The sequence below is a fragment of the Paraburkholderia sediminicola genome (assembly GCF_046026895.1).
GTDB classification, from domain to species: Bacteria; Pseudomonadota; Gammaproteobacteria; order Burkholderiales; family Burkholderiaceae; genus Paraburkholderia; species Paraburkholderia sediminicola_C.
On the sequence record NZ_JAQQEU010000018.1, the window covers coordinates 96,351 to 122,031 of the forward strand.

A 25,681-nucleotide genomic window follows, 5' to 3' on the forward strand; every position below is an offset into this window, starting at 1 on the left:
CGACTTCGCTGGATGGTGCGTTCATCGCAACTCACTCCTCGGCAGGACCGTACGAACCGTCGGACTCCACATTGAAATGTCGTCTAGCGGAATGGCGGGGCGCGGCAGCTTCCTGAAAGCGAATCTTGCGAGGATCGGCGAAGTCAGGCCCGGTGCATCGACGCTCACGATCTGTGCGTCGGAGAAGAATTCGTCGAATGCCGCCCTGAAATGTCCGCGCGACTTCAGGACGACGACTCGCGCGCGCGCAATGTCGATGCCGAACATCTCGAAGAACATCGGCTCGTGGCACTGATGGCGCTTGCTGATGACGATCACCGTCACGCCGCCGATCTGTAGCGCCGCGCACGGTCCAAGGTCGAAGCTGCAGCCCGCCAGTTGTCCGCGGCGGCCGACACCTTTGCCGTCGTGCAGTTTCAGCACGCGGGCCGGCGCATTGAACGGCTCGGAATGCACGGTGGTCTCGGTACGATTGAAACGCGCAACGAGCGTTTGCCCGGTGCCTGCCGCGTACGCGTCCGCTACGAGCTCCGGATCGGTGACGACACCGAGGATCGCCTCCTGCACCTCGTACTGGAGAAGCGCCTTGAGCACGAACGGCGTGTTGCCGCGCCCACCGCCGCCCGGGTTGTCAGCCACGTCGGCCAGCAACAGGGGCGCCCGCGAAGGGTCGTCGCTCGTCGCTTTGGCGAGGCGGACCGCTTCGTCGACGGGCGTCAGAACCGGAGTGAATGCGGCACGCTCCCGCCATGCATACGACACAAGATCATTCGCCACCCGGCGTGCGAGCGGCGCGTCGCCGCGCGTCGTAACGAGTACCGTCAAGCCGTTCTTCGGCGTGTCCGCGAACGCAAAGCCGCCGACGATCGAGACGTTCACGATGCGCGGGTCGTCCAGCGCTTCCGCGCGCCGGATCATCTCCGCATACGGTCCGGTTCCCGGGGCGGTCAGCAACTGGGTCGGAGGCGCGCAGACGGGCATGCGTACGTGCGCGACAGCGGTGCGCATGCCGTTTGTCAATTCTGTGAGGATGCGGGCGGCCTCGGCGCCACGCTCGGCCATATCGGTGTGAGGATTGCGACGGTACGAGATCAGCGCGTCAACGGCGTCCACCATCCGGTCGGACACGTTGGCGTGCAGGTCGACGGTGGCCACAATCGGGACTGCGGGCCCGACGATACTGCGTACGAGCGTGAAGACCGCGCCGTCGGGATCGTCTTCCTCGGTGGTGATGGCGGCGCCATGCTCACAGATATAGACAGCGTCGAGCGGTAGTGCCGCACGCAACCGATGCTCGAATTCGTGCAGCGTGTCGGCGAAGAATGCGTGTTCGACAGGGCCGCCCGACTCCGCGTTGGCAAAGAGGATCGGGACAGGTGTCCACGCTGAGGTTGCATCCATCGTTCGAACGAACGCGGGAATTTCCGGCGTCATCACCGGCGCTTCTTTTCGGGCGTCGTCCAGCAACGAGGCTGCTGGCAAGTACGCGCGCGATACGAAATCGGCACGCGTGGAGACCGGCGCAAACCGGTTCGACTCGATCGCGAAGCCAAGAATGGCAATACGCGGGCTTTTCATCAATCGCTCCTCATCGCTGGCGCGACGCCTGAAATGGCATCCGACACTCGCGTTCCCGGTGGATCATCAACACATCATTGCGTTGCTTTCGGCGACGCGATAGCGCACCGCCGGCATGTCGGCGTCGGCGCGTGAATTCGCATGCTTGGGAAAAGTATTGGTTGCCAAAAAGCCGACGGGGTTAACGTCGATTGATTGCTCCGTTCACAATTGAGTTAACCATCTCGCCTATGCGTGCAACGCGCAGAGACGGAAGCAGCGGAGATCAGGGAGGTGCGATGCAAGACGAGGATGGACAATCCGATCACGACGGCCGCCAGGCAATGACGCAATTACCTGAGAAGACTTTCGCCAATTCCGGCGTGCCCCAGGACCAGGGCCGCGCGTTGTGAGCACAAGAAGCAAGCCTGTGACAAATCGTCGATGGACCGTGTCTTCGACACGCATGAAAATCGACATCTGCGAACGCAGATTCCCAAACAATCCGGAGTTTCACTACCGGTATTGGGTCAACCCGTATGCGCAGCACGTTTCGTCAATCGTTCCCGACGAGGTCGTTTGCATTGACGAGCACGCGAATGTCTATCTTGGGACCGCACCCGTCAACGCCGCTGCGGCGATTCACTGTGGCATCGTGGCGCGATACGCTTTGGGCCCGCTACCGACCCTCGGGAATAAAGCGGACGTCGGCGTGGTTTAGCTCTGTGTACGCAGCATGATCGACAGGTCGCAGCGCTTCGCCACCAACCGCCGATCGACGTGAGCTGCGGCAGAAATGGAAGGAGGCGAACATGAACATCGCCGAGAAGTCCCTGCGATTCCTGGTAGAAAAATGGCTTGCGCCAACTCCGACGACGCGGCTTCGTGTCATTCAATTCGGCCGCATCGGTTGCGAGAGGAGACGCTACGTGCGCGTCGAGGCCTTGGCCCCGAGCGGTTCGCGCGCGATTTTCTTCTTTCGCCACGATGACGGCTGCTGGTGCGTCTTCCCGCCGGCGATAGCACGGCCGGCGTTGGCAGGTCACCGGCTTGCAGTGTAGGACACGGACTGAAGGTGCCTACCGGCGTTACGCTGGCGAGTGCCCCGCAGATAACTTGATTCGGCCCTGCGATTACGCGTGACAATCGAAAGGGTACCTGTTCGTTTTCTCGCAAACGTCGTCTCCGTGCCGTGCAGGTGAGGGCGGTGGGCAGTCCGTCGCCACGGCGGCGTTATTCAGATCCATTTTTTCCGTTCGAAGCGGGAATAACTTGCGAGCGAGTTCAGTTAAGGCCAAGAGAGCATGCCAGCGATCAAACAGGCGGTCCGCTTGTTCGATCGCGGTGTGTGAACGATTTGCGCCGTTCGGGCGCAAGCCTGAAGACTGGAGCGGTTCGCGATGCTCGAGAGCGAGTCCATCGGCCAGGAGAAACCAGCAGCTCCGCCGTATCTCGCGGCAGCATCCGACTCGCGCGTCTGCGCAGCCGGGGCGTCAGGGCTGCCGAAAATCTCGTCCAGGGCGGCTATCCGCGTGCAGTCCATTCCTTCGGCACTCCCTGCCAGGTACCCGAGGTCGATGATGAGATCGCTGCTAAGCCACCATGAGATTGCCATTCTGTTTCTACTACTCGATGCGTCCAGCCAGGTCGCGCCTGGTGATCCAGATGCAATCGCTCTTCAGGAAGCCCGTCTCGTCGAAATCGTATCTACGGCTTTTGACGATCAAAGACTTCGGCTGACGCCAGCCGGGGCGGAATTACTCCGTCGTCTTGGCATGACAGCGAGTTGAAGGACGAATTGATTCGCGTCGCAATCAGCGATTGCGCGCCTGGAAGTCAGTATGGGTCAGGAACAGGGGCTCGTCGGGTGGCGATCGTGGAATCGGTCGAAACGCCGATAAGTGTTTGCTATCGCGAGCATCTAATCACTCTATTAGCGGAGGGATGACCGATAGCCTATCGTTGATCAAGGCTGTTTTAGCTGGGGAACCACCATGAACACTCCGGCTGGCCCTCTCGTCGGCGCCGCCGTACTGTGCTGTGCATTCGATGCCGCAACATTGAAAACCTGGACCTGGGCTCTGACGCCGGAGATTGCACCGATGAATCCGTGCTCATCACCAGCTTCATTGGAAACAGGCAATACTGGTCGTGCAGTTGCATTGACATATCCTGGAATCCAGGCAAGAACGTCGTTCCTTTTCGAAAGGCGCCACCCGGGTGCTCTCTGAAATAGCTGGATCGATGCCGCGAAGCGGGAAGGCGGCGCGGCAACAGGGTTGGGGTATTCTATTAGTGGTCATCCTCGCGTTGAACCAACACCCTGCGCGTCGGGTGACAGCGGTAATACACCAAGAAGGGCCCACCCTATGATTTCACGGCGGCCCCGCCGAAGCGGGATCGGCGATGCGCCCCAGAACCAGATGCCGTAGAAGAACAGGTAGTGGGTACGTCCCTCAAGGAGATAGCGCATGTCAACCGAAGCAAAGTGCCCGTTCAAGCATGCCGCCGGCGGCGGCACGACAAATCGTGACTGGTGGCCACAGCAACTGCGGCTGGACCTGCTAAGCCAGCACTCCAGCAAGTCGGACCCGCTGGACGACAGCTTCAACTACGCAGAGGCTTTCAAGAGCCTCGATCTGGCGGCGGTGAAGAAGGATCTCGCCGCGCTGATGACCAATTCCCAGGATTGGTGGCCTGCAGACTTCGGCCACTACGGTCCGCTCTTCATCCGCATGGCCTGGCACAGCGCCGGCACGTACCGCATCGGCGACGGCCGCGGCGGCGCCGGGCGCGGCCAGCAGCGTTTCGCGCCGCTCAACAGCTGGCCGGACAACGTCAGCCTCGACAAGGCGCGGCGTCTGCTCTGGCCGATCAAGCAAAAGTATGGCCAGAAGATTTCGTGGGCCGATCTGCTGATCCTCTCCGGCAACGTCGCGCTCGAAACCATGGGCTTCAAGACCTTCGGCTTCGGCGGCGGCCGGCCCGACACCTGGGAGCCTGACCTGGACGTCTACTGGGGCAACGAAAAGACCTGGCTGGGCGGCGACGTCCGCTATGGCAAGGGAGCCGCAGGCGATAACGAGGACGGCGGCGTGATCGTCGCCGACGAAGAAAAGCACGGTGAAGAGGTAAGCCGCGACGACAACGGACGCAACCTGGAAAATCCGCTGGGCGCCGTGCAGATGGGCCTGATTTATGTCAACCCGGAAGGCCCGGACGGCAATCCGGACCCGATCGCCGCGGCCCACGACATCCGCGAAACCTTCGCTCGCATGGCGATGAACGACGAGGAGACTGTCGCGCTGATCGCCGGCGGCCATACCTTCGGCAAGACGCACGGCGCCGGGCCGGCCGACAACGTCGGTCCCGAACCCGAGAGCGCCGATCTCGAGAATCAGGGGCTGGGCTGGAAGAACAGCTACGGCACGGGCAAGGGCGCCGACACCATCACCAGCGGTCTGGAAGTCACATGGACCACCGCGCCGACGAAATGGGACAACGGCTTCTTCGAGAACCTGTTCAAGTACGAATGGGAACTGACCAAGAGTCCAGCCGGCGCCAACCAATGGGTCGCCAAGGGCGCTGACGAGACGATCCCGCACGCTCACGATCCTTCGAAGAAGCGGCGGCCGACGATGCTCACCACCGATCTCTCGCTGCGTTTGGACCCCGTCTACGAGAAGATTTCGCGGCGCTTTCTGGAGAATCCCGACCAGCTCGCCGATGCCTTCGCCCGCGCATGGTTCAAGCTGACGCACCGCGACATGGGACCGCGCGCCCGCTACCTTGGGCCGGAAGTGCCCGCTGAAGAACTGATCTGGCAGGACCCGATTCCGGCGGTCGACCACCCGCTGGTCGACGAGCAGGACATTGCCTCGCTCAAGCAGAAGATCCTGGCGTCGGGGCTGCCCGTGTCGCAACTGGTGTCGACAGCCTGGGCGTCGGCGTCCACGTTCCGCGGCTCGGACAAGCGCGGCGGCGCCAACGGTGCGCGCATTCGCCTCGCCCCGCAGAAAGACTGGGCCGTCAACCAGCCCGAGCAACTGGCGAAGGTACTGAAGGTGCTCGAAGGCATCCAGAGCGAGTTCAACGGCGCACAGTCCGGCGGCAAGAAGATATCGCTCGCCGACCTGATCGTGCTGGCCGGCAGCGCCGGCATCGAACAGGCGGCGAAGAGCGCCGGCCATCAGGTAACGGTGCCGTTTGCGCCGGGACGCATGGACGCCTCGCAGGAACAGACCGACGTGGAATCCGTCGGCGCGCTCGAACCGGTCGCCGATGGTTTCCGCAACTTTCTGAAGGGCAAGTTCAGTGTTCCAGCTGAGGCATTGCTGATCGACAAGGCGCAATTGCTGACGTTGACCGCGCCGGAAATGACGGCGCTCATCGGCGGCTTGCGCGCGCTGAAGGTCCAGACCGGACAGGACTCGCATGGCGTTTTCACGAGCCGGCCAGAAACGCTGACCAACGACTTCTTCCGCAACCTGCTCGACATGGGTACGGAATGGCAGCCGGTTTCGTCGGCCCGTGACGTGTTCGAGGGGCGCGACCGCAAGACCGGCGAGGTGAAGTGGATCGGCAGCCGCGTTGATCTGGTGTTCGGTTCAAATGCGCAGTTGCGGGCGCTGTCCGAAGTCTACGCAAGCGAGGATGGACAGGAAAAATTCGTCCGCGACTTCGTCGCAGCGTGGGTCAAGGTGATGAACCTCGACCGGTTCGACCTCGCCTCAGCCTGAGCGGGTGCAGCGGTTCCGTCAGGGTTGCCGCCCTGACGGGACTTTGTCCACCAGGCGAAAGATAAACTGCCACGTTACGCTGCGGCTCTCGTTATCTCGGAGTCGCAGCGTTCGTTTTGCCAGCTTCAGCGGAGTTTTCGGTTCATGCCCACCCGCGCGAAAAGACTCGTCGTCTCGCGCGGCGTGTTGATCAATTGCTGGTCGTACCAGGCGGACGAAGCAGACCATCGCACTAGAAGCCTGGCTGTCGATGACGAGCTCCGCGCTGACTGCTGTCGTCTTTACCGGACGGACCAAAGCCGCACGTGATTCGGCGCCGGGCATATTCCGCACCACAGAACTGATTCCACACAGGCAAACGCAGCCGGATCCCCGTGCCACGCACGTCTTCAGGCGTGCGCCCCGTGGCACCCCCGCCTTGGGGCGTGATCCTCCCCTCAGCACCCCAATTTCCGTCGGGGTTTCCTCTACTGTTTTGCTTAGGTCCCTAAGCATAAAGTCGAGACTCCTTTGAACGGGACGTCCGGGTTCATGCCCGGAAAATGCGGACACTGAAGGGGACGGCGCGTGGAATTGACTACCGATGCGACAGCAGGTGCAATCAGGCGCACGCGATGGTCGAGCAAGTGGCTGATCATCGGCAGTGCGGTTGTCATCGTGTCGCTGCTTGCGTTGATCCCGGTGACCTTCCTGTTGTGGCAGAGCTTCTTCACGCCGCAAATCGCCGACACACCGGCTGTCGCGACGTTCGAAAACTATGTAACGGCTTTCGGCAGCAAGGAAACGCTGCGCACGCTGGGGACGTCGCTGAGATTCGCGATCGGTGCGTCGCTGGTGTCGTTCGTGATCGGCACGCTGCTCGCGTGGATCATCGAGCGCACGAATACGCCGTGGCGCAAGCTCTTCTACGCGATCACGATCGTCCCGTTGATCATCCCCAGCATCCTGTTCACGATCTCGTGGATCTTTCTGGCGAGCCCGAAAATCGGCGTGCTCAATGTCGCGCTCGGCGCGTTGTTCGGCACCACGCAGCCGCTATTCAACATATACAGCATCGGCGGCATGATCTGGGTCGACGGTCTGCATTATTCGACGATGGCTTTTCTGCTGATGTCGGCGGCCTTTCGCGGCATGGACCCGTCGCTAGAGGAGTCGTCGTTGATGTGCGGCGCGGGCATCGGCCGCACGATGTGGCGCATCACGCTGCGGCTCGCGTTACCGGCCGTCGCGTCCACGTTGCTGATCCTGTTCGTGCGCGCGCTTGAATCGTTCGAAGTGCCCGCGCTGATCGGCTTGCCCGTCAAACTGCAGGTGTTCACGTCATCGATCTATGAAGCGATCGAACAGTATCCGAGTCAGATCGGGCTCGCTTCCGCGTATTCGATGCTGCTCGTCGTGATCACGTCGCTATGCCTGTATGTGCAGTCGCGCGTCACCGGGCGCAACGACCGCTTTTCGACGATGACGGGTAAGGGCTTCAGGCCGCGCGTCGTCGATATCGGACGCTGGCGCTATCTGACGGTGGGCATCTTCGTCGTCTATTTTCTGCTGCTCATCGCGTTGCCGTTCGCGGTGCTGCTGTGGTCGTCACTGCAAAAGTACTACCGTTCGCCGTCGCTCGACGCGCTCCATCATCTGTCGTTCGCAGCCTACCGCTACATTCTGCATCTGCCGGTGCTGCGCAGCGCGGTGGCCAACAGCCTGCTGTTATCGGTGGGCTGTGCGACGGCCGTCATGCTGCTGAGCGCCGTCATCAGCTGGATCGTCATTAAAACCAAGCTGCCGGGCCGCGCGCTGCTCAACAACCTCGCGTCGTTGCCGCTCGTGTTTCCGGGCCTCGTGCTGGGTCTGTCGTTCATGATCGTGTCGTTGAAGATCGACATCGGCATCTACGGCACATTGTGGATTCTGCTGCTCGCTTATGTGACGCGTTTCATGCCGTATGGCATGCGCTACACGTCCACGTCGATGATGCAGATCCACAAGGAACTCGAGGAATCCGCCGCGATGAGCTGCGCGACGTGGACTACGACGTTTTATCGGATCGTCCTCCCGTTGCTGAAGCCCGGCCTGCTGGCCGGCTGGATCTACGTGATGATCGTGTCGATCCGTGAGCTGTCGAGTGCGGTGCTGCTGTATAGCCCCGGCTCGGAGACGGTATCGATCGTGATCTGGGAACTGTGGCAGAACGGTCAATACGTCGAACTATCGGCGTTGAGCGTGATGATGGTGATCGCACTGCTCGGGCTCGTCTCGATTGCGCAATACATCGGCGGGAAATTCGGCGTGAAGGCGAATCAGCGCTGAGCCGGCGCATCCGGCCACTTCACTCCGCAACATCGAATCGTCTGGAGAAACACGTGCTGAATGTACAAGGTCTGAATACCGAATACGTCGACGGTAACAACGTGCGGGTACGCGCGGCACGGGACGTTTCTTTCGAAGTGCCCGCCGGCAAGCTGTTCACGTTGCTCGGGCCGAGCGGCTGCGGCAAGACGACGACGCTGCGCTCGATCGCGGGACTGGAGAAGCCGGTTGGAGGCTCGATTCGCGTGAACGGCGTGACGGTGTTTTCGTCCGACTCGCACACGTTTGTGCCGCCGAACCGCCGGCAGTTCGGCATGGTGTTTCAGTCCTACGCGATCTGGCCGCATATGACGGTGTTTCGCAACGCGAGCTTTCCACTCGAAGTGGGCACGAAGAAGTACTCGAAGCGCGAGACCGAAGAGAAGGTGATGCGCGTGCTGACGGCGGTCGGCCTCGATCACGTGGCGGATCGCGACGCGACGAAGATGTCGGGCGGCCAGCAGCAGCGTCTCGCGCTGGCGCGCGCGCTCGTGATGGAGCCCAAGTTGCTGTTGCTCGACGAGCCGCTGTCCAATCTCGACGCGAAGCTACGCGAGAAGATGCGCTTCGAACTGAAGCGCATGCAGCGCGATTTGCGCATCACGACGATTTACGTGACGCACGATCAGGAAGAAGCGCTCGCGCTGTCGCATGAGATCGCCGTGATGAAGGACGGCCAGATCGTGCAGAAGGCCGCGCCGCGCGACATCTACGATTTGCCGAATAGCCGTTTCGTCGCGGATTTCGTCGGCTCGACCAATTTCATCGACGGCACGGTGCGCCATTGCGAGGCTGACAGCGGCAATATCATCGTCGATTCCGCGATCGGCACGATTGCGGTGGCGAATGCGACGGCGTGCCGCGAAGGCGACGAGATCGCGATCTCGCTGCGTCCCGAGAACGTGATGGTTCACGAGACGCGCGAAGCGGCGCAGGGGCAGCGCAACGTGTTCGAAGGCACGGTATCCGCGAAGGTCTTTCTCGGCGAAACGCTCGATTTCCAGATCAGCGTCAACGGACAGATCGTGCTCGCGCGTGTTCACCCTTCGCATAAGACGCCGGTCGGACAACCGATCTGGTTCTCCGTCGATCCGGCCTGCTGCATTGCATTGCGTGGTGAACGAGTCTGAGAGAGATAGCGCGGCAGTCCGCAACAGCAACAATAACGTCCTTTAGCAAGCGCTTCGCTCGCGAATAATGGGTCATGCTGGGCCCTTGTTCGCGAGCGTTTTTTTTGGCACGCCCCGGCAATGAGACGCGCGATTCATGCGGAATTTACGAGGAAGCGTGCAGGAAAATCTGATTGAAGGGTGAGCGCGATCCCGATCTCGCCGCGATCGCGGTGCCGCTGACGAACGAAAGCGGCGAACTGCTCGCCGCGCTCACGGTATCCGGCTTGCTCACGCGCTTCTCGGCTGATCAGATCAAGGTGTTCCGCAAGCTGCTGATCGATACCGCGAATGAGTTGCGGCCGCGTTTGCCGCCGCTGCGCATCATCGATCAAACGCACAGCGCGTGAGCCACACGTATTCGACATCTCTTTCAAGGTAGCCCGAGGTTTTTCAATGGATACACCCACTATCGAGCGCGAACGCGTCGCCGCTGAAACTAAAACTGAAACGGAAACTGAAGTGCAGGGCACAGTCAGCATGCGTCTGACGTCGATCCGTTACGCCGCCGCCGACATCAACCTTTACGAAATGCGGCGGCCCGACAATGCGCCGCTGCCGTCCGTCGCGCCGGGCGCGCACATCGACGTGCATTTGCCAAACGGCCTGATGCGTCAATACTCGCTCGTGACGGCGGATGGCGATCCGCGCGCGTACGTGGTGGGCATCAAGCGCGACCACGCAAGCCGTGGCGGCTCCGCGTTCATGCATGACAGGCTGCGGGTCGGCCAGACGCTCAATATCGGCGGCCCGCGCAATCACTTTCCGCTCGACGAGACGGTGGGCTACACGGTGCTGGTCGCGGGCGGCATCGGCATCACGCCGATCTGGGCGATGGCGCAGCGGCTCTTGAAACTGGGCCGCGCGTTCGAGCTGCATTACGCGTGCCGCGAACGGCGCGAAGCGGCGTTTCTCGAGCAGATCGAAGCGCTGCCGCAGGTGCATCTGCATGTCGACGCGGAGCAGGGCGGCAGGCCGCTCGACATCGCCGCGATGGTCGCCCGCGCGCCGCAAGACGCGCACTACTATTGCTGCGGCCCGCTGCCGATGCTGACGGCCTATGAAGCGGCCACCGCCGCGCTCCACCCGGCTCAGGTGCATGCCGAGTACTTCATGCCGAAGGCACAAGCCGCATGCGAAGGCGGTTTCGTCGTCGAACTGCAGCGAACCGGGCAGACGTTTGGGATACCCGAAGGCAAGACGATTCTTCAGGTGCTGCGCGAAGCCGGGGTCGCGGCCCCTTATTCGTGCGAAGAGGGCATTTGCGGCGCATGCATGGTGAAAGTAGTGTCGGGCACGCCGGACCATCGCGACAGCATCCTGTCGGAACGCGAAAAGCAGCGTGGCGACGCGATGCTGATCTGCTGTTCTGGCTCGAAGAGCGAGAAGCTCGTGATCGACTTCTGATCGCGGATCGCGGCGCGAGCCGCGATCCGCCTCGGTCCGACCCGGGTAACTCTTCGATGTTCGACGACCAGGGAAGGGCCGGGCAGCGCCACGTTTGCTTCTCGCCGCGCGTGTTCGGCGTGCAGCGGCAAGGGCATGATAACGGCGCTGCGTTTCAAGCCATCGGCGATCGATCAGCCCGCCGTCGTTTCAGGATTCGCGCGCGCCGCCGCCGTGCCGTTGCCCGCCTGCGTTCTGTCCGCCGGATCACGTGGATGGCGCTGCTCGGGATACACATACGGCCCGAGCCGGCAGATCGATACGACCGATACAAGCACAAGCGCGGCGAACACCCACAGCGCGGCATGATACGAATGCAGCAGGTCGTAGCACAGTCCCGACAGGAAGATCATGATGCCCGCGCCCCAGCCCCAGCATGCCCACATGCCGCCGCATACGCGCCCGAAAAGCCGCAGATCGAAATAGCGGCTGACGATGAACGTGATGATGTCCGCCTCCGCGCCGATGCTGACGCCAATTAGCGCCGCCGCGACCATCGCAGCCGATCCCGTTGCTCCCGCCGCGAGTATCAGCACGCCGCACAGGGTCAGCGTGAACGACATCGCAGCGACATAAGGCGCGTGAATGCGGTCCATCAGATAGCCCGCGAACAACCGCCCCAGCGCCGACGAGAGGCCCGCGATCGACAGCATGCTCGCGGCGGCGCGTACGGTCTCGCCGCGGTCGGTCATCATCGGCACGAGTTGCGACAGCAGCGCAAGCAGCACACCCGACATGCAGAAGATCGAGATGCCCAGCTGCCGGAACGTGCGGTCGTGCCTGAAGATGGACCACAGCGAAGGCAGCTTGTCGGCGGATTGACGCGTGCGGCGCGCGATCGCTTCGTCGGTGTCGGGCGGCATGCGCACCAGCAGATAGAGCGCGGGAATCGAGATCGCGGCCATCATCGCCGCGACACCGAGATAGCCGGTGCGCCAGCCGAAGTGACGCAGCAGAAAGCCCGCGTATTGCGGCATCAGCATCGCGCCGATCGCCGTGCCGCCGACGGTGAGGCCGAGCGCGAGGCCGCGCCGGCGATCGAAACGCGCGCAGACGACCTTCGCGTACGGGAGTGCGTTACTGCCCGGCGCGAAGAAGCCGACCATCACGAACACGAGGCAGAAGAGCGGCAACGAAACGGGGATCACGCCGACGAGCGCGATCGACAGCGCGAATATCGCGAGAAAGAACAGCGTGGGACGCCGCACGCCCCAACGGTCGATCAGCGAGCCGAGGACGATAGTCCCCGGTCCCATCGCAAACTCGAAGATCGTCAGACCGAGCGACACCTGCGCGCGGCTCCAGCCGTTTTCTGCCGCTATGGCCTTGATGAACGTGCCGAACATGAACGCGGAAATCACGCCCGCGCCGACCGACAGACACATTGCTCCGCCTACGACGGTCCACCAACGATTGATATCCTGCTTCAACTGTCTCTCTCCACATCGTTTGCCGCGCCGGCGCTTTGCGCGCCGTTCGCGGTGTGGGTTGTGCGTGCGGTCGTGTTTGCCGCAGTTATCCGATGTTATACGCGAAGCGGGTGTCCAGCTTGCTGGCTACATTTCGTGCACTACGTTGCGCCCGTGGCGCCGAGCGCTTCGAGCAGGTCCGCGAGGTAGTCGTTGCCGCTCGCGAGAACCAGCATCGTGCACCACGGGCGCAACGCATCGGCGGTGCGGTAGCACCGCGGCTGTTGCTGATCCTGTTGCGCTTGCGCGCCCTGAACAGCAGGGCGGATGACGGCCGACACCGTCACGCCGCGTTGGCACCACGCCTGTGCGGCGAGCACGGCGGCGCGCGGATCATCGCCTTCGCTGCCGACCATGATCGCGAGATCCGGCGCGCCGAGCCACGCGGCCATTGCGTCGGATGCGGCATTCATCGTGTGCGGCCAGCCGCCCTCCTGCGGAGCGTGCGTGCCGGCGAGTGCCGCCAGTTCGTTCGCGCGGGCAAACCGCACGTTTGATCCGGAGGCGGTGGCGCAGGCGCGCAGCTCGTCGTCGGCGCATTCGCTCAGCGTGACGACGCGCACATGGCGCGGCGACGAATTCGCGGCCTGCACGCGAAAGCGTGCCTCGGGCGCGAGTGCCGCGCGTTGCGGCGCGACGGCGAGGGAAGCGTGCGTCATTTCCATGGGTCGATCGTCATATGAATCGCGTTCTCGACGCCTTCGCCGCGCAACGTGCGCAACGCGATGTCGGTTTCGGAAAGGCCGAACGTGTGCGTGCTCATGCGACGCACCTGATGACGATCGGCGGCGATCAACTGCAGCGCGAGTTCGACCGACTGATAGCTGTGCCCACGCATGCCTTTCACGGTCAGAAAGCGCGCGATGATCATGTCGCTATTGAACTCGGGAATCGGCTTGCGTTTCTGTCCGCCGAGTATCATGGTGCCGCGCTTGCGCGCGAGCTGGATCGCGGTCGTGACGGTGGCCGTGCCGCCCGACGCGCAGTCGATGACCAGGTCGGCCATCGCGCCGCCCGTGAGATCGGCAACCCGCTCCAGCACGTCTTCGCTATCGACGGTAATCGTGTGATCCGCGCCTAGCTGACGCGCGAGTTCGAGACGGCGCTGATCGGTGTGCGTTGCGAGACCCGTGACGATGATCTGCGCCGCTCCGGCCTCGCGCGCCGCGACGACGCACGACAGGCCCTGTTGCCCCGGTCCCTGAATCACGACCGTCTGCCCCGGACCCGCGCCGCCTTGCAGATACGCCCACTCGATGCCGTTGCCGAGCGGCAGCGCAAGCGCGGCGTAGCGCGGTTCGACATGCGACGGCACGCGATGAAACACGGTGTTCAGTTCGAGGTACTGGAACTGGCTGAAGCCGCCCCAGAAGCCGGGTGCGGTGCGCAAACCCGTCGCGCCGTAGCGCATGCCGCCAAGACGCCAGTCCGTTGCGTCGCACAGCCGGAACTCGTTGCTCAGACAGTACTCGCAATGGCCACAGGGGATGTACTCCTCGAGCGCGACATAGTCGCCTTCTTTCAGGCCCCAACGCTTGCGCGCGAGCACGCCGGCCTCTTCGAGATGGCCGACCGTTTCGTGGCCGAGAATCAGCGGTCCGCGGCTTTGCGGCAATTGCTGGTAGTAAGGTCCATCGCTGCCGCAGACGCCGGTGATCGCGACGCGCAACAAGCCCGTCGACTGCGTAACGGGCGGCCGCTCGAATGTACGGATTTCGGTGCGGCCTGGCTCGACGGCGACGGCGGCGTCGAACGTCGACGCGCGTGGCGGTGCGTCCGCTTGCGCGTCCGACCTTGCGAGTTGCGGTTGTGAATCGTTCATGCCGTTATGCCCTGGTGAGTCCCTGTTGAATGAGCGCGCCACGTTCCGCGTGGCGGCGCGTGGGTCGCTAGATCGTCGTATGGGCCTTGCCGGCTTCGGCATGCAATGCGTCTTTCGCGCCTTCCTTGAAGGGCAAATCGCGCCGCAATACGATCGCGACCGAACGTACCTGCTGCGATTGCGGATCGCGGCCCGGCGGCTGCACGCCTTTCTCAGCGAGTGCGCGCGCGGCCTTCATCAGCCGGTGACGGACCATGATGATGCCGTTGTCTGTCGACACGAGGTTTTCGCGCGTGCGGTCCTGGATCGGGCCCATGCTCTCCTGCAACGACGCGTCCTGCATGCCGATGCCCTCGACGCCGCTGTACGAGGTGCCCGCCTTCTGCGCCGCGCGGTCGATCAGGTAGTCGTTCTCCTTGTTCTGCAGCGGACGGTACGTGCCTGGGACATAGCGCACGTGAATGCCGTTGCCTGCCTTCATCGCGTCGACTTCGGCCGTGGTGAGTTCACGCGTCGGGTGATAGTCGAAGCTCCAGGCCCAGCAGTTTTCGTCGTCGATCGGCACCCAGAAGTGGCCGTGCACCGGGTGGTCGCCGCGCGGCGGCACCATCGTGAAGCACGGCATGACCCACGGCGTGATGCGCCAGTAGTACTGGTCGTCTTCCGCGTTGCGACGCGCGCCGATGTAGAGGCCGCCGGTGGCCTCGACTACTTCGAAGACCGGGCTGAAGTCGTTCAGGTTGTACTGGTTGCCGCGCGCGCCCTTGAACAGCGGATCGGAATTGAGCGCGCCGCGATGCAGGAACGACACGTGGCTCGAATCGACGCCGCCTTCCAACGCCTGCAGCCAGTTGCATTCCTGTAGACGCTTGGTCATGAACGACTGGCTCGCCGGCACCGTCGAGAACTCGTAGGCGGGCAGTGGCGGCTGCTGTTCGGGCGGCCCCATGTAGACCCACACGACGCCGCCCTGCTCGACGAGCGGATACGACTTCAGCTTGATCTTGTTGCAATAGCCGCTTTCGGCCGGCTCCGACGGCACATCGATGCATTGACCCTGCACGTCGTACTTCCAGCCGTGATACGGACAACGGATGCCGCCTTCCTCATTGCGTCCGAACCACAGCGACACGCCCCGGTGCGCGCAGAACTCGTCGATGAGGCCGAGCTTGCCGTTCGAATCGCGAAACGCAAGCATGCGCTCCGACAACAACTGCAACCGGACGGGTGCGCCGCCCGCTTCCGCGACTTCCTCGGAAAGCAGTGCCGGCAGCCAGAAGCGCCGGAAAAGTTCGCCCATCGGTGTGCCGGGACCCGTCTGGGTCAGCAGGTCGTTGTCCTGTTTTTTCAACATTCGATTGCCTCCTTGTGCTGTCAGTCGATTGGTTCGATGTCGTGCATCGTTCGTTATGTTCCATATAAAAGAACGCTGTTCTTTCGATAAGAACAAAGTTATCATCGGCCTCACTGCGTGTCAAACAGTGATTCGAAAAACGGAGGATGGAGATGGAGAAGACGTGTGCGCGCATCGCACTGTGCCGCAAGGGTGACGTGGCCGAAGGGCAGGCGATCCGGATCGAGAAGAATGGCTTCGTGCTGGCGGTGTTCAATCTCGAAGGCGAATACTTCGTGACCGACGATACGTGCACGCATGGGCCGGGTTCGTTGTCCGAGGGCTGCATCGACGGCGATACGGTCGAGTGCGACTTTCACAATGGCGCGTTCAATATCCGCACGGGCGAAGTTGTCGCGCCGCCGTGCATGATTCCGCTGAAAACGTACCCTGTAACCGTGGAAGACGATGAAGTGAGCATTAATGTCGCGGACGAATGACGGGGGCACGGCGCCGGACCCATGCGTCCGGCGTTTTCTTTGATGGCGCTTACGTCGTCCGCAAGATCAGCGTGACGCCGCCTGGGACCTCGGGCCCGCTGCGGCTCACTGGCGCATTCGTCAGCCATGCATGGCGATCGCCGTACGCGAACTGCACGGTCAACGAAGTGCCGTCGCACATACGCACGATGCCTTTCATTCTCAGCAGCGCATCGCGATGAGCGTCGATGAGCGCATCGAGTCGCGCGTTTAGCGCGTCGAAGTTCACGACGCCTTCGATCGCTTCGAATCGCGTTTGCGCGGCATGGCGCGAATTGCCGCCGCGGCGTGAAAACCCCGCACCGATGCGAGGGTTGGCGGGGGGCTGCCAGACCGGGTCCGGCCGTTGCTGTGGCGCGCCACGCGCTTCTTCCAGATGACGCAACACGTCCGCACCGCCGAGATCCGCGTGCGCGGATAACAGCACACGCGTAAAAGGATGCGAGCGGCGCAGCGCATCGATAATCGGCTGCCGCGCCGTATCGTCGGCGAGATCCGTTTTTGTCAGCACGATCAGGTCCGCCGCGTCGAGTTGCGCGCGCGCTTCACCGAACGCATCGATTATCTGCAACGCTGTCGGGGCGCCGATCGTCGTCACGACACCCGCCAGCCGATACCGCTCATGTATGAAGGGCTGGCTCTGCATCGACGCAACGAGCGGGCGGGGATCGGCCAAGCCCGTGGTTTCGATCACCACCGAATCGAAGCGCCTGACGCTGCGATGCAGGCGCGCCCAGAACAGATTCTCGAGCGCTTCATTCAGGTCCGGCAGGCCGCTGCAGCAGACGCACGCATCGGCAAGCAGCGCGGACGCGTCGGCCGCGAAGCCGAGCGTCGCATGGTCGAGTGGGACCGCGCCGATCTCGTTGACGATCAGCGCGGCCTCGCGCAAAGGCGCTTCCTTCAGCCAGCGGGCGAGCAGGGTAGTCTTGCCGCTGCCCAGAAAGCCGGTGAGCAGAAAGACGGGAATGCGCTCGATCATCGGCCGCATCAGCGCTCCCGCCGCATCTTGCCGGCGTGGTAGTCCCAGACCTTCTGCAACAGATTGGGTTTCCACAGATTGCGCCCGATCGTCTCGACCTGTTCGGACGACAGCACCATCGGTTCGCCGAGCTGTAGCGCGAGGTACTGGCGATGCGCGTTCTCTTCCAGATAAAACGCGAGCACGAAGGCTTCGAGTATCCCTTCGGCGGCAATCACGGCACCATGCGATTTCAGCATCGCGACACGATGCGGACCGAGCACGTCGGCCAGCTCCTGCGCAAGCGGCTTTTTGTTGATCGACGCGGTTTTGCCGAAACGGCGGATTTCGCCCAATACGGCCGCCTGCATGATGACGGGCTCGACGTGGCGGCCCGTCATGCTGAAAAGCGTCGACCACACCGGATGCGTATGCACGACCGATTGCACGTCGGCGCGTCTGCGGTAGATTTCCGCGTGAATTGGAAACTCCATCGGTGGCACCGCATCGCCTTCGATCAGATTGCCGTCGAAGTCGATCGTGACGATATCGTCGACGGTGAGCGCGCTGCGCACCGATTTTCCCGAATTGATCAGCAGATGATCGCGGCCTGGCACGCGCCAGCTGAAGTGGCCGTTGAAATCGATTACCTCGGCGCGCTCCAGCATCATGACGGCGTCGACGAGCCGCTGTTTCTGTTCGATGAACTCGCTCATGTTCAGCGTCCTTTCCATGGAATCAGTTTGCGTTCGAGTTCGGTTAGCAGCAGTGACATGCCGTAGCCGAGAAACGCGATGACGAGCAGGCCGACATACATCTGTTCGACCGATAGCAATTCCCAGGCATTCCAGATCATGTAGCCGAGGCCGCTCTTCGAGCCGATCATCTCGGCAATGGCGATCAGCATCAGCCCGAGGCCGAGGCCGGGCTTGATGCCGCTCATGATGTGCGGTACCGCGCCTGGCAACGCGATCGTGCGAAACACCTGCCAGCGGTTCGCGCGGAAATTGCGGCCGACGTCCAGATAGATCTTGTTGATTTCGAGCACGCCCGTCGTCGTGTTGATGAGCACGGGGTAGAACACGCCAATGGCGACCATCGCGATCTTCGACGCTTCGCCGAGTCCACAGATCAGCAACAGCAGCGGAAAGATCGCGCTCTTCGGCACCGGGTAGGTCGCGGCGATCAGCGGATCGAACACCGCACGCAGCGGACGCGAGAGGCCGGTCGCGACGCCGAGCAGCAACGCGGGTATGCCGCCGATCAGCGCGCCCCAGAACAGGCGTAGCAGCGTCGCCGACGTGTTGTCCCACAGCGAACCGTCGTCGACGAGCGAGACGAACGTCGCGAAGATCTTCGTCGGCGCTGGGAAGAAGCGCTCGTCGATCATGCCGGCCTGCGCCGCGATCTGCCACACGAGCAGCAGCACGATTGGCGAAGCAATGCTGATCAGGCGGTCGCGCAGCCTGTTGCTCACGCGCTTGGTGCGTTTCTTGCGGCAGCGCCTGGGCGCATCGTTCGCAGTCAGTTGTTGTGCGGTCTTCATGCCTTCTTCTCACCGAGATCGCGGGCTCGCGCGCGCTCGACTTCGTCGCGCAACTGTCCCCAGATGGAATAAACGAATTCGCCGTATTCGGGACGTGCCCGCAGTTCGAGCACCGAGCGCGGCCGCGCGAACGGCACGTCGACGATCTGCTTCGCGCAGCCGGGCTGCGCCGTCATGATCATGATGCGGTCGCCGAGCGTCGCGGCTTCGTCGACGCTGTGCGTAATGAACAGCACCGTCTTGCGGGTTTCGTCCCAGATGCGCAGCAGTTCTTCCTGCAGCAGCAGCTTGTTCTGCTCGTCGAGCGCGGAGAACGGCTCGTCCATCAGCAGGATGTCAGGATCGTTCGCGAACGCGCGCACGATCGATACGCGCTGCCGCATGCCGCCCGACAGCTGATGCGGATACGCGCTCGCGAACCGCGTCAGGCCCGTGCGGCTCAGGTAATAGTCGACCGTCTCGCGAATCTCCGCTTTCGGCACATGGCGCAACGCGAGCCCGTAGGCCGCGTTGTCGAACACCGTCATCCACGGAAACAGCGAATCGCCCTGGAAGACCATCGAATTGCCAGGACGGAATTCCGCGGGCGACGCAATCTCGACGGTGCCGCTCGTCGGCGCTTCGAGATTCGCGAGAATGCGCAGCAACGTCGTCTTGCCGCAGCCGCTCGGGCCGACGATCATGAAGAAGCAGCCGGTCGGAATATCGAGCGAAACGTTATCGAGTGCGGTGACGCTGCCGCCCGCCGTCTCGAACGATTTGGTCAATTGATGCAGGCGGATCTTGACGGGGACTTCCTCGGCCGCGTGCTGCGGTTTGATCAGCGGTGTAGCCATGAACACTGTCTCCTATTTCGCGCGCGGCTGGTAGGGGCCGAGCGCGGCGTCCGCCTGGTCGACAAACGACGTATCGACGACCTGCGCGACGCTCACGTTGCCTTTCACGACACCCTGGCTTCTGAAGTACGCGAGATCGTTTTCGAGGCTCGCGACGTTAACCTTGCCGTCGGGGTTCGTGCCTTGCGGGACGATCGTGCGATAGACGGAGGGGTCCTTGATCGGGGTGTACTGCGTGAGGATCGCGATCACTTCGTCCGCGTTGGGGCCGGCGATCTTGCCGTCCTTCAGCGCGTCGTTGTAGTCGCGCACCGCGCGCAGGTAGGCTCGCATGAACGCTTTCGCGGTATCCGGATGATCGTGGATAAACGTATTGGAATAGAGGACGACGGCCAACTGGTGGTTCGGATAAATCTGGTCGTCGCCCATCACGCGTACTGCCGCGCCGCTGCGCACGGCTTCGGTGGCGGACGGTTCGGTGGTCAACGCGGCATCGACGGCCTTGTTTTCCAGCGCCATTACGTGCTGCGGAAAACCGAGGTAGACGCGCTCGACGTCGCCCGGTTTGAGTCCGGCTTTCTTCAGCGCCTCGTTCATCGTCGACGTGGATGCGCTGCCGGTCGCGCTGCCCGCGACCTTCATCCCCTTCAGATCGGCGAGCGTCTTGTAGCGCCCGCTTGCGACGAGATCCTTGCGCACCAGCAGCGGCTGGTAGCCGTAGCCGGGCGGGGTTGAGCCCTTGTCCGCGACGATCTTGATGCCGATGCCACGCATCACCGCGTTGTACAGACCCGCCGACGGCGAGCCGCCAGCGACGTCGAGCTGGCCGGCGCCGAGCGGGGCGACCATCTTCGCGCCGGAGTCGAACGGGACGAAGCGTGCGTCGATGCCTTCGGCGCGGAAATACCCCTTCTTGTCGGCGATAAAGAACGCGACGTCGCTGCTCGCGTTCGCAATGCCGACGTGCACCACGGTCGGCGCGGCCGCATGAGCGGCGCCGGCGCCGCACAATGCGACGGCCACGACGACCTTGAATCTCGATACGATCCTCTTCACCCGTCGTTCTCCCCTTAGCGGTTTACATCGTTCCCATGCGGGATGCTTGCTGCTGATCGGATACGGCGTCAGAAACGATGCCGCAGCGAAAACTTGACGGCGACCTGATTCGGCGTGGTCGACTGGCCGAGCGAACCGATCGCGGCCACGGCGGGATGGCCGGTCGAGTCGATGCCCGAAGCATGCTGCCAAACTCCAACGGCGAGTACGTCGGTGCGTTTGGACAGGAAGTAATCGGGGCCGAAATTGACCTGCTCGTATTTGGCCGTCTCCGCATTGGTGTAGTCGAACGACGCGCCGACGAGGAAGCTGGGCGTGAACCAGTAGCGCGCGTTCACTTCATAGCTGTTGAAGATCGCGGAACCCGTGTTTGGCGTGGTCGGCGTGCGCAGGATGTCGTTAAAGGACGTATGTGTATAGACGAAGCCGAACTTGGCGGAGCCGAGCGTGTACGCGATGGCTGCGCCGAAAATATCCATCGAGTTCGCGGACAGATAGCCGCTGAACACGGGGCTCTTGCCGGGCGACGTGAAGCCGGCCTGACCTGGCGCGGTAGTGCCGTCGAAGGCCGAAGTCGCGGGCGTGTTCACATGGTCGTAGGCCAGCGCGACTGTGACGGGGCCGTTCTGATAGTTGGCGCCGAGCGTGTAAATCCGGTTGGTCGCGAAGTTGCCGGGCGTGCCGCCCGGCGCGAAAATCCCGTCGATGGTGAGCCCGTGGAACGTCGGCGACCGGTACTCGATCGAGTTGTTGACGCGGAAGTTCGAATTCAGGTTGTCGAAGTCACCGGGGTGGGTCCCGACCCACGCCCACATCGATGTCGCTGCGATCTCGCCGATATAGCGGGTCATCGGATCGTACTGGCGCCCCATCGTGACCGAACCGTAGGGCGTCTCCAGGCCTACGAACGCCTGGCGGCCGAACAGACGGCTGCCTTGCAGCAGTTTGCCGTTCGACGTATCGAAACCGTTCTCCAGCGTGAAGATCGCCTTCATGCCGCCGCCCAGATCTTCGGCCCCGCGAAAGCCGACGCGGCTGCCGTTCGTTTGTCCGTTCACCATCTGGACATTGGAATGTCCCGACTGATTGTTGATGTACACGATGCCCGCGTCGACCAGGCCGTACAGCGTGACCGAACTTTGAGCGTGCGCGGTCCCGGCGAGAACAGGCAGCGCGAGCAGCGCAACAGTCTTCTTCATGACGTCTCCATCCATTGATTGATATGGGTGTCCCGGTCGATTGCCGGGTTTGATTTTTCTGCGGACTGGTCCACGGCTTCGCGCGAACATCTGGAGGCCTGAATACAACGCACGTATTCGGTGCGCAGTAGGGAGCGTGACGTGCAATACCTGCCCTGCGCGCTCTACTGCCCGATGCCGTTCAAACCGTCTTCGATGAAGCTGAGGCGATACTGCAATACTTCGTACTTACGGTTCTTTTATATGGAACGTCGGTCCACATAAAAGTATGAAGGCAGTTTGTTTTGTTTAGGGATCTAAGTCAAGGAGCAGACCGCCAGGGTATGTACTCATGACGAGAAGGTTTCGTTACGCTGGACGGAACGTTGTCGCTGCATATGGAACGGCGAGTGGAACGCACGATACATGCGCTTCAGGAAACCCCCTCGCATTAAAGGAGCGCTCGCTGTCGTCGACGCCGGGATGGCTCGCGTATCATAGCGACAGAGGCGATGCGCGCCGCCGCGGCATTGCTCGCGCACCCGTCGGCGAGCGATGAATTGGCAGCGCATTCGTTCTTATATACGGAACGTTGTTCCATTTTATAATGGGTGAGGTATATTCATGCAAAGTTCGGATGTGCAGGCCGCGTCTGAAGGAAAGAGCGAAACGGGCGATGGCCGTCTGTCGTCCGTGACGGCGGCGATTCGGCTGCTGAAGGTGTTTTCGGAGCAGGAACCGGAGATCGGCATCAGCAGTCTCGCGAAGCGGTTGGGGGTGGCGAAGAGCACGGTCCACCGTCTCGCGACGACGCTGGTCGCGGAAGGGTTGCTCGAACAGAACGAGGAGAGCGGGCGTTACCGGCTCGGCATTCAGTTGTTCACGCTGGGTGCGCTGGTGCGGCGCCGGTTCGACGTGTCGAAGCAGGCGGTGCCGTTCCTGCACGTGTTGCGCGAGCACACCGGGGAGACCGTGCATCTCGCGGTGCTCGATGACACCAACATCGTCTATCTGTTCAACCTCGAAAGCGATCAGGCGATCCGCATGCGCTCGTACATCGGTGTGCGCAAGCCAGCTTTCTGCACCGCGGAAGGTCAGGTGCTGCTCGCGTTCCGTCCGCCGGACGTGGTGGCGCGCGTGCTGAAGGCCGGGCTGGTGGCGCGCACGCCGAACACGAATACGGATACGCAGGTGTTCCTGAAGGCGCTCGAAAAAGTGCGCCGGGAGAACTATTCGATCGACGACGAGGAGTCGGAAATCGGCATGCGCGGCGTTGCGGCGCCGGTGCGCGACGTGTCGGGCAATGTGGTCGCCGCGGTCGGCGTCGGCGGACCGTCGCAGCGGCTCACTAAGAAGGCGCTGCGCGCATGCGTGCCGCACCTGTTGAACGCGGCGGAAGGCATCTCCTCCACTCTGGGGTACCGGCCGCCTATGTAAAGTCCATCTGAAAGGGAAAGTCGCATGTCCGACGCTGCTCATCGCATCACACTGGCTGGCACCGATGTTTCGTTCCACTGCGATGAGCACGACACCGTGTTGCGCTCGGCATTGCGCTCGGGCATCGCGTTTCCGTACGAGTGCAACGTCGGCGCTTGCGGCAACTGCAAGTTCGAGCTGATCGACGGCGCGGTGGACATGAAGTGGAGCGAGGCGCCCGCCTGGACCGACAAGGACCGCGCGCGCAACCGCTATCTGGGCTGTCAATGCGTGCCGCGCGGTGAATGCACGATCAAGCTGAGGACGTCGCCGCAATACGCGCCCGTGCATGCGCCGCGGCGCGTGATGGGCACGCTCGCGGGGCGCTGTTCGATCACGCACGACATCGAGGAATTCCGCTTTGCGCTGTCCGCGGACATGCCATTCGAGCCGGGCCAGTATGCGCTGCTGAACCTGCCCGGAGTGAGAGGCGTGCGCGCATACTCGATGAGTAACATCGCGACGAGCGACAGCGCGGACGACGCGCGCATGCTGCATTTCCAGGTGCGCCGCGTGCCGAACGGGCAGGGCAGCGGCGTGCTGTTCGGCGGACTCGCAATGGGCGCGCAGGTTGAGATCGACGGGCCGTACGGGATGGCCTATCTGCGCCGCAACGTGACGCGCGACGTGCTGTGCGTCGCGGGCGGTTCGGGTCTCGCGCCGATGATTTCGATTGCGCGGGGGGTTGCCGTGGAACCAGCGCTCGCCGGCGTGAAGCTGCATTTCCTGTACGGCGGGCGCACGCCGCGCGACGTGTGCGGGCGTGACATGCTCGCGTCGCTGGCGGGCTTCGACGAGCGCTTTCGTTTCGAGGCCGCGGTGTCGGACGTTGCGCACGAAGACGCGCGCGAGCCGTGGACAGGACATGTAGGCTTCGTTCATGAACTCGCCGATACGATGTTCGGCGACCGGTTGCGCGACATGGAAATCTACTTCGCCGGCCCGCCCGCGATGGGTCAGGCAATTCAACGCACGCTGCTCGCCCGCAAGGTGCCGTTCGGGCAGGTTCACTTCGACCAGTTCTATTGACGCACCGCCTGTGATGCGTCAGCTCCAGCCTGTGATGCGTGGCAGGCGGCGCCATGATGCGCCGCCACGCCGTGCTGCCGAGTCAGAGATCGAGCACGATCTCGTCGGACTTCGCGCGCGACACGCAGATCATGATCGCCCTATCGTATTCGTCCTCGTCGAGCACGAAGTCGCGATGATCGGCCTTGCCCGCAATCAGCCGCGTACGGCACGAGCCGCAGGTGCCCGCTTCGCACGAACTCGGCGTATCGATGCCATGGCCACGCAGCGCTTCGAGGATCGTCTGTTCCGGCGCGACGTTCACGCACTGGCCGCTGCGGGCGAGTTTCACGACGAACGGTTTGTCGCCGCCGCCGTCCGCGTCATTGCCGACATGCGCGCTGGTGCCGAAGTCCTCGAAATGCACTGCTGCCGACGGCCAATGCGAAGCCGCGTCGCGCACCGCCTGCATCAACGGACGCGGTCCGCAGCAATACAGATGCGTGTTGCCGTCGCGCGCGGCGAGATAGGGCGCCAGCGCAAACGACCTGTCGCGCGCGCCGAAGTCGTGATGCACGATCACGCGTTGCGAGCCGCGCAGTTCGTCGAGAAACGCGGTCGATTCCGGCGTGCGCGTGCAATACAGCAGCCGATAGTCGGCGCCGCCCGTTTCGAGCTCGGCGATCATCGAACGCAACGGCGTGATGCCGATGCCGCCCGCTATCAGCAGATAGCGCGAAGCGTCGTCCGTCAGCGCGAAATAGTTTTCCGGCGGCGCGACTTGCAGGCGCCTGCCGATTTGCACGTCGCGCGTCATGCTCGCGGAACCGCCGCGTCCCGTGGCGTCGAACTTCACGGCGATCAGATAGCGGTCGCGCTCGGTGGGCGCGTTGCAAAGCGAATAGCGGCGCTCGATGCCCGCGGGCGTGCGCACGAGCAAGTGCGCGCCCGCCGCGAATGGCGGGAGCTGCGCACCGTCCGGCGCGCGCAGTTCGAACAGATGGATGTCTTCGGCAATTTCGCTGCGCGCCGTGACGTCGAGCGACAGCAAGCCCTTGGCGTCGAGACGCGTGGCTGCTTCATCGAGCGTGGCGACGTCAGGGTCTTCTGCGCCTGTGAAGGCAGTAGGTATCGAGGTAGCGGTCATCGTCAATCGGGCAGCCTGTGCTGCCGCCTTCGGAAAAATCCGGCCAGTTCGCC

22 protein-coding genes are annotated in these 25,681 nt (G+C 62.9%); 10 read left to right on the forward strand and 12 right to left on the reverse strand.

The genetic code is table 11. The annotated features are described in order from the left end of the window. Nucleotides 1-21: 21 nt before the first annotated feature. Complete coding sequence (locus PQR02_RS15465; RefSeq protein ID WP_408232132.1) at nucleotides 22-1,578, reverse strand: M81 family metallopeptidase; 1,557 nt, start codon at nucleotides 1,576-1,578, stop codon at nucleotides 22-24. Nucleotides 1,579-2,023: 445 nt separating this feature from the next. Between PQR02_RS15465 and PQR02_RS15470 the strand changes: the two genes are divergently transcribed. The 7 genes from PQR02_RS15470 to PQR02_RS15500 all read left to right on the forward strand — a co-directional run bounded on the left by PQR02_RS15470 (nucleotide 2,024) and on the right by PQR02_RS15500 (nucleotide 11,218). Next, nucleotides 2,024-2,278 (forward strand): hypothetical protein, encoded by a 255-nt coding sequence (locus tag PQR02_RS15470; protein ID WP_408232135.1) that lies wholly within the window; start codon nucleotides 2,024-2,026, stop codon nucleotides 2,276-2,278. 91 nt (nucleotides 2,279-2,369) lie between these two features. Then, on the forward strand, nucleotides 2,370-2,618 hold the full coding sequence (locus tag PQR02_RS15475) for a hypothetical protein (RefSeq protein WP_408232138.1): 249 nt from the start codon (nucleotides 2,370-2,372) through the stop codon (nucleotides 2,616-2,618). A 1,410-nt stretch (nucleotides 2,619-4,028) separates the two neighbouring features. Beyond that, complete coding sequence (katG, locus tag PQR02_RS15480; RefSeq protein ID WP_408232141.1) at nucleotides 4,029-6,296, forward strand: catalase/peroxidase HPI; 2,268 nt, start codon at nucleotides 4,029-4,031, stop codon at nucleotides 6,294-6,296. Between the two features lie 567 nt (nucleotides 6,297-6,863). Continuing rightward, nucleotides 6,864-8,603 (forward strand): ABC transporter permease, encoded by a 1,740-nt coding sequence (locus PQR02_RS15485; protein ID WP_408232144.1) that lies wholly within the window; start codon nucleotides 6,864-6,866, stop codon nucleotides 8,601-8,603. A gap of 53 nt (nucleotides 8,604-8,656) precedes the next feature. After that, nucleotides 8,657-9,772, forward strand: coding sequence for an ABC transporter ATP-binding protein (locus PQR02_RS15490; protein WP_408232147.1), 1,116 nt, complete (start codon nucleotides 8,657-8,659; stop codon nucleotides 9,770-9,772). A gap of 173 nt (nucleotides 9,773-9,945) precedes the next feature. After that, complete coding sequence (locus PQR02_RS15495; RefSeq protein ID WP_408232150.1) at nucleotides 9,946-10,161, forward strand: IclR family transcriptional regulator domain-containing protein; 216 nt, start codon at nucleotides 9,946-9,948, stop codon at nucleotides 10,159-10,161. A gap of 130 nt (nucleotides 10,162-10,291) precedes the next feature. Continuing rightward, on the forward strand, nucleotides 10,292-11,218 hold the full coding sequence (locus tag PQR02_RS15500; protein WP_408232210.1) for a PDR/VanB family oxidoreductase: 927 nt from the start codon (nucleotides 10,292-10,294) through the stop codon (nucleotides 11,216-11,218). A gap of 173 nt (nucleotides 11,219-11,391) precedes the next feature. Here PQR02_RS15500 and PQR02_RS15505 read toward each other — a convergent pair whose 3' ends face one another. The 4 genes from PQR02_RS15505 to PQR02_RS15520 all read right to left on the reverse strand — a co-directional run bounded on the left by PQR02_RS15505 (nucleotide 11,392) and on the right by PQR02_RS15520 (nucleotide 15,902). Then, nucleotides 11,392-12,687, reverse strand: coding sequence for an MFS transporter (locus tag PQR02_RS15505; protein WP_408232153.1), 1,296 nt, complete (start codon nucleotides 12,685-12,687; stop codon nucleotides 11,392-11,394). Nucleotides 12,688-12,827: 140 nt separating this feature from the next. Next, the gene (locus tag PQR02_RS15510; protein WP_408232156.1) at nucleotides 12,828-13,385 is read right to left on the reverse strand and encodes a hypothetical protein; all 558 of its coding nucleotides are present in this window, start codon (nucleotides 13,383-13,385) and stop codon (nucleotides 12,828-12,830) included. Beyond that, nucleotides 13,382-14,548, reverse strand: a complete 1,167-nt coding sequence (locus PQR02_RS15515; protein WP_408232159.1) for a zinc-dependent alcohol dehydrogenase — start codon at nucleotides 14,546-14,548, stop codon at nucleotides 13,382-13,384. Before PQR02_RS15515 ends, PQR02_RS15510 begins: the two co-directional genes overlap by 4 nt. 67 nt (nucleotides 14,549-14,615) lie before the next feature. After that, nucleotides 14,616-15,902, reverse strand: coding sequence for an aromatic ring-hydroxylating dioxygenase subunit alpha (locus PQR02_RS15520; RefSeq protein ID WP_408232162.1), 1,287 nt, complete (start codon nucleotides 15,900-15,902; stop codon nucleotides 14,616-14,618). A 152-nt stretch (nucleotides 15,903-16,054) separates the two neighbouring features. Between PQR02_RS15520 and PQR02_RS15525 the strand changes: the two genes are divergently transcribed. Then, complete coding sequence (locus tag PQR02_RS15525) at nucleotides 16,055-16,381, forward strand: non-heme iron oxygenase ferredoxin subunit (protein WP_408232165.1); 327 nt, start codon at nucleotides 16,055-16,057, stop codon at nucleotides 16,379-16,381. Nucleotides 16,382-16,430: 49 nt separating this feature from the next. Here the strand turns inward: PQR02_RS15525 and PQR02_RS15530 are convergent, their stop codons facing one another. From PQR02_RS15530 to PQR02_RS15555, 6 genes are all read right to left on the reverse strand, one after another. After that, nucleotides 16,431-17,411 (reverse strand): CobW family GTP-binding protein, encoded by a 981-nt coding sequence (locus PQR02_RS15530; RefSeq protein ID WP_408232168.1) that lies wholly within the window; start codon nucleotides 17,409-17,411, stop codon nucleotides 16,431-16,433. Further along, nucleotides 17,411-18,097 carry a class II aldolase/adducin family protein gene (locus PQR02_RS15535; RefSeq protein WP_408232171.1) on the reverse strand — a complete coding sequence of 229 codons (687 nt, stop codon included), beginning with the start codon at nucleotides 18,095-18,097 and terminating at the stop codon, nucleotides 17,411-17,413. Before PQR02_RS15535 ends, PQR02_RS15530 begins: the two co-directional genes overlap by 1 nt. A 2-nt stretch (nucleotides 18,098-18,099) precedes the next feature. Then, the gene (locus tag PQR02_RS15540) at nucleotides 18,100-18,927 is read right to left on the reverse strand and encodes an ABC transporter permease (protein ID WP_408232174.1); all 828 of its coding nucleotides are present in this window, start codon (nucleotides 18,925-18,927) and stop codon (nucleotides 18,100-18,102) included. Further along, nucleotides 18,924-19,763 (reverse strand): ABC transporter ATP-binding protein, encoded by an 840-nt coding sequence (locus PQR02_RS15545; RefSeq protein ID WP_408232177.1) that lies wholly within the window; start codon nucleotides 19,761-19,763, stop codon nucleotides 18,924-18,926. The genes PQR02_RS15540 and PQR02_RS15545 overlap by 4 nt, the downstream gene beginning before the upstream one ends. A gap of 12 nt (nucleotides 19,764-19,775) precedes the next feature. Further along, complete coding sequence (locus PQR02_RS15550; RefSeq protein ID WP_408232180.1) at nucleotides 19,776-20,819, reverse strand: ABC transporter substrate-binding protein; 1,044 nt, start codon at nucleotides 20,817-20,819, stop codon at nucleotides 19,776-19,778. 68 nt (nucleotides 20,820-20,887) lie between these two features. After that, on the reverse strand, nucleotides 20,888-22,018 hold the full coding sequence (locus tag PQR02_RS15555) for a porin (RefSeq protein ID WP_408232183.1): 1,131 nt from the start codon (nucleotides 22,016-22,018) through the stop codon (nucleotides 20,888-20,890). Nucleotides 22,019-22,621: 603 nt separating this feature from the next. Between PQR02_RS15555 and PQR02_RS15560 the strand changes: the two genes are divergently transcribed. Then, a complete protein-coding gene (locus PQR02_RS15560) occupies nucleotides 22,622-23,434 on the forward strand; it encodes an IclR family transcriptional regulator (protein WP_408232186.1) in 813 nt (270 codons plus the stop codon). Nucleotides 23,435-23,458: 24 nt separating this feature from the next. Continuing rightward, the gene (locus PQR02_RS15565) at nucleotides 23,459-24,502 is read left to right on the forward strand and encodes a 2Fe-2S iron-sulfur cluster-binding protein (RefSeq protein ID WP_408232189.1); all 1,044 of its coding nucleotides are present in this window, start codon (nucleotides 23,459-23,461) and stop codon (nucleotides 24,500-24,502) included. 82 nt (nucleotides 24,503-24,584) lie between these two features. On the opposite strand, the gene PQR02_RS15570 is transcribed toward PQR02_RS15565, so the two are convergent. Continuing rightward, on the reverse strand, nucleotides 24,585-25,628 hold the full coding sequence (locus PQR02_RS15570; RefSeq protein ID WP_408232213.1) for a PDR/VanB family oxidoreductase: 1,044 nt from the start codon (nucleotides 25,626-25,628) through the stop codon (nucleotides 24,585-24,587). Nucleotides 25,629-25,681: the final 53 nt, after the last annotated feature.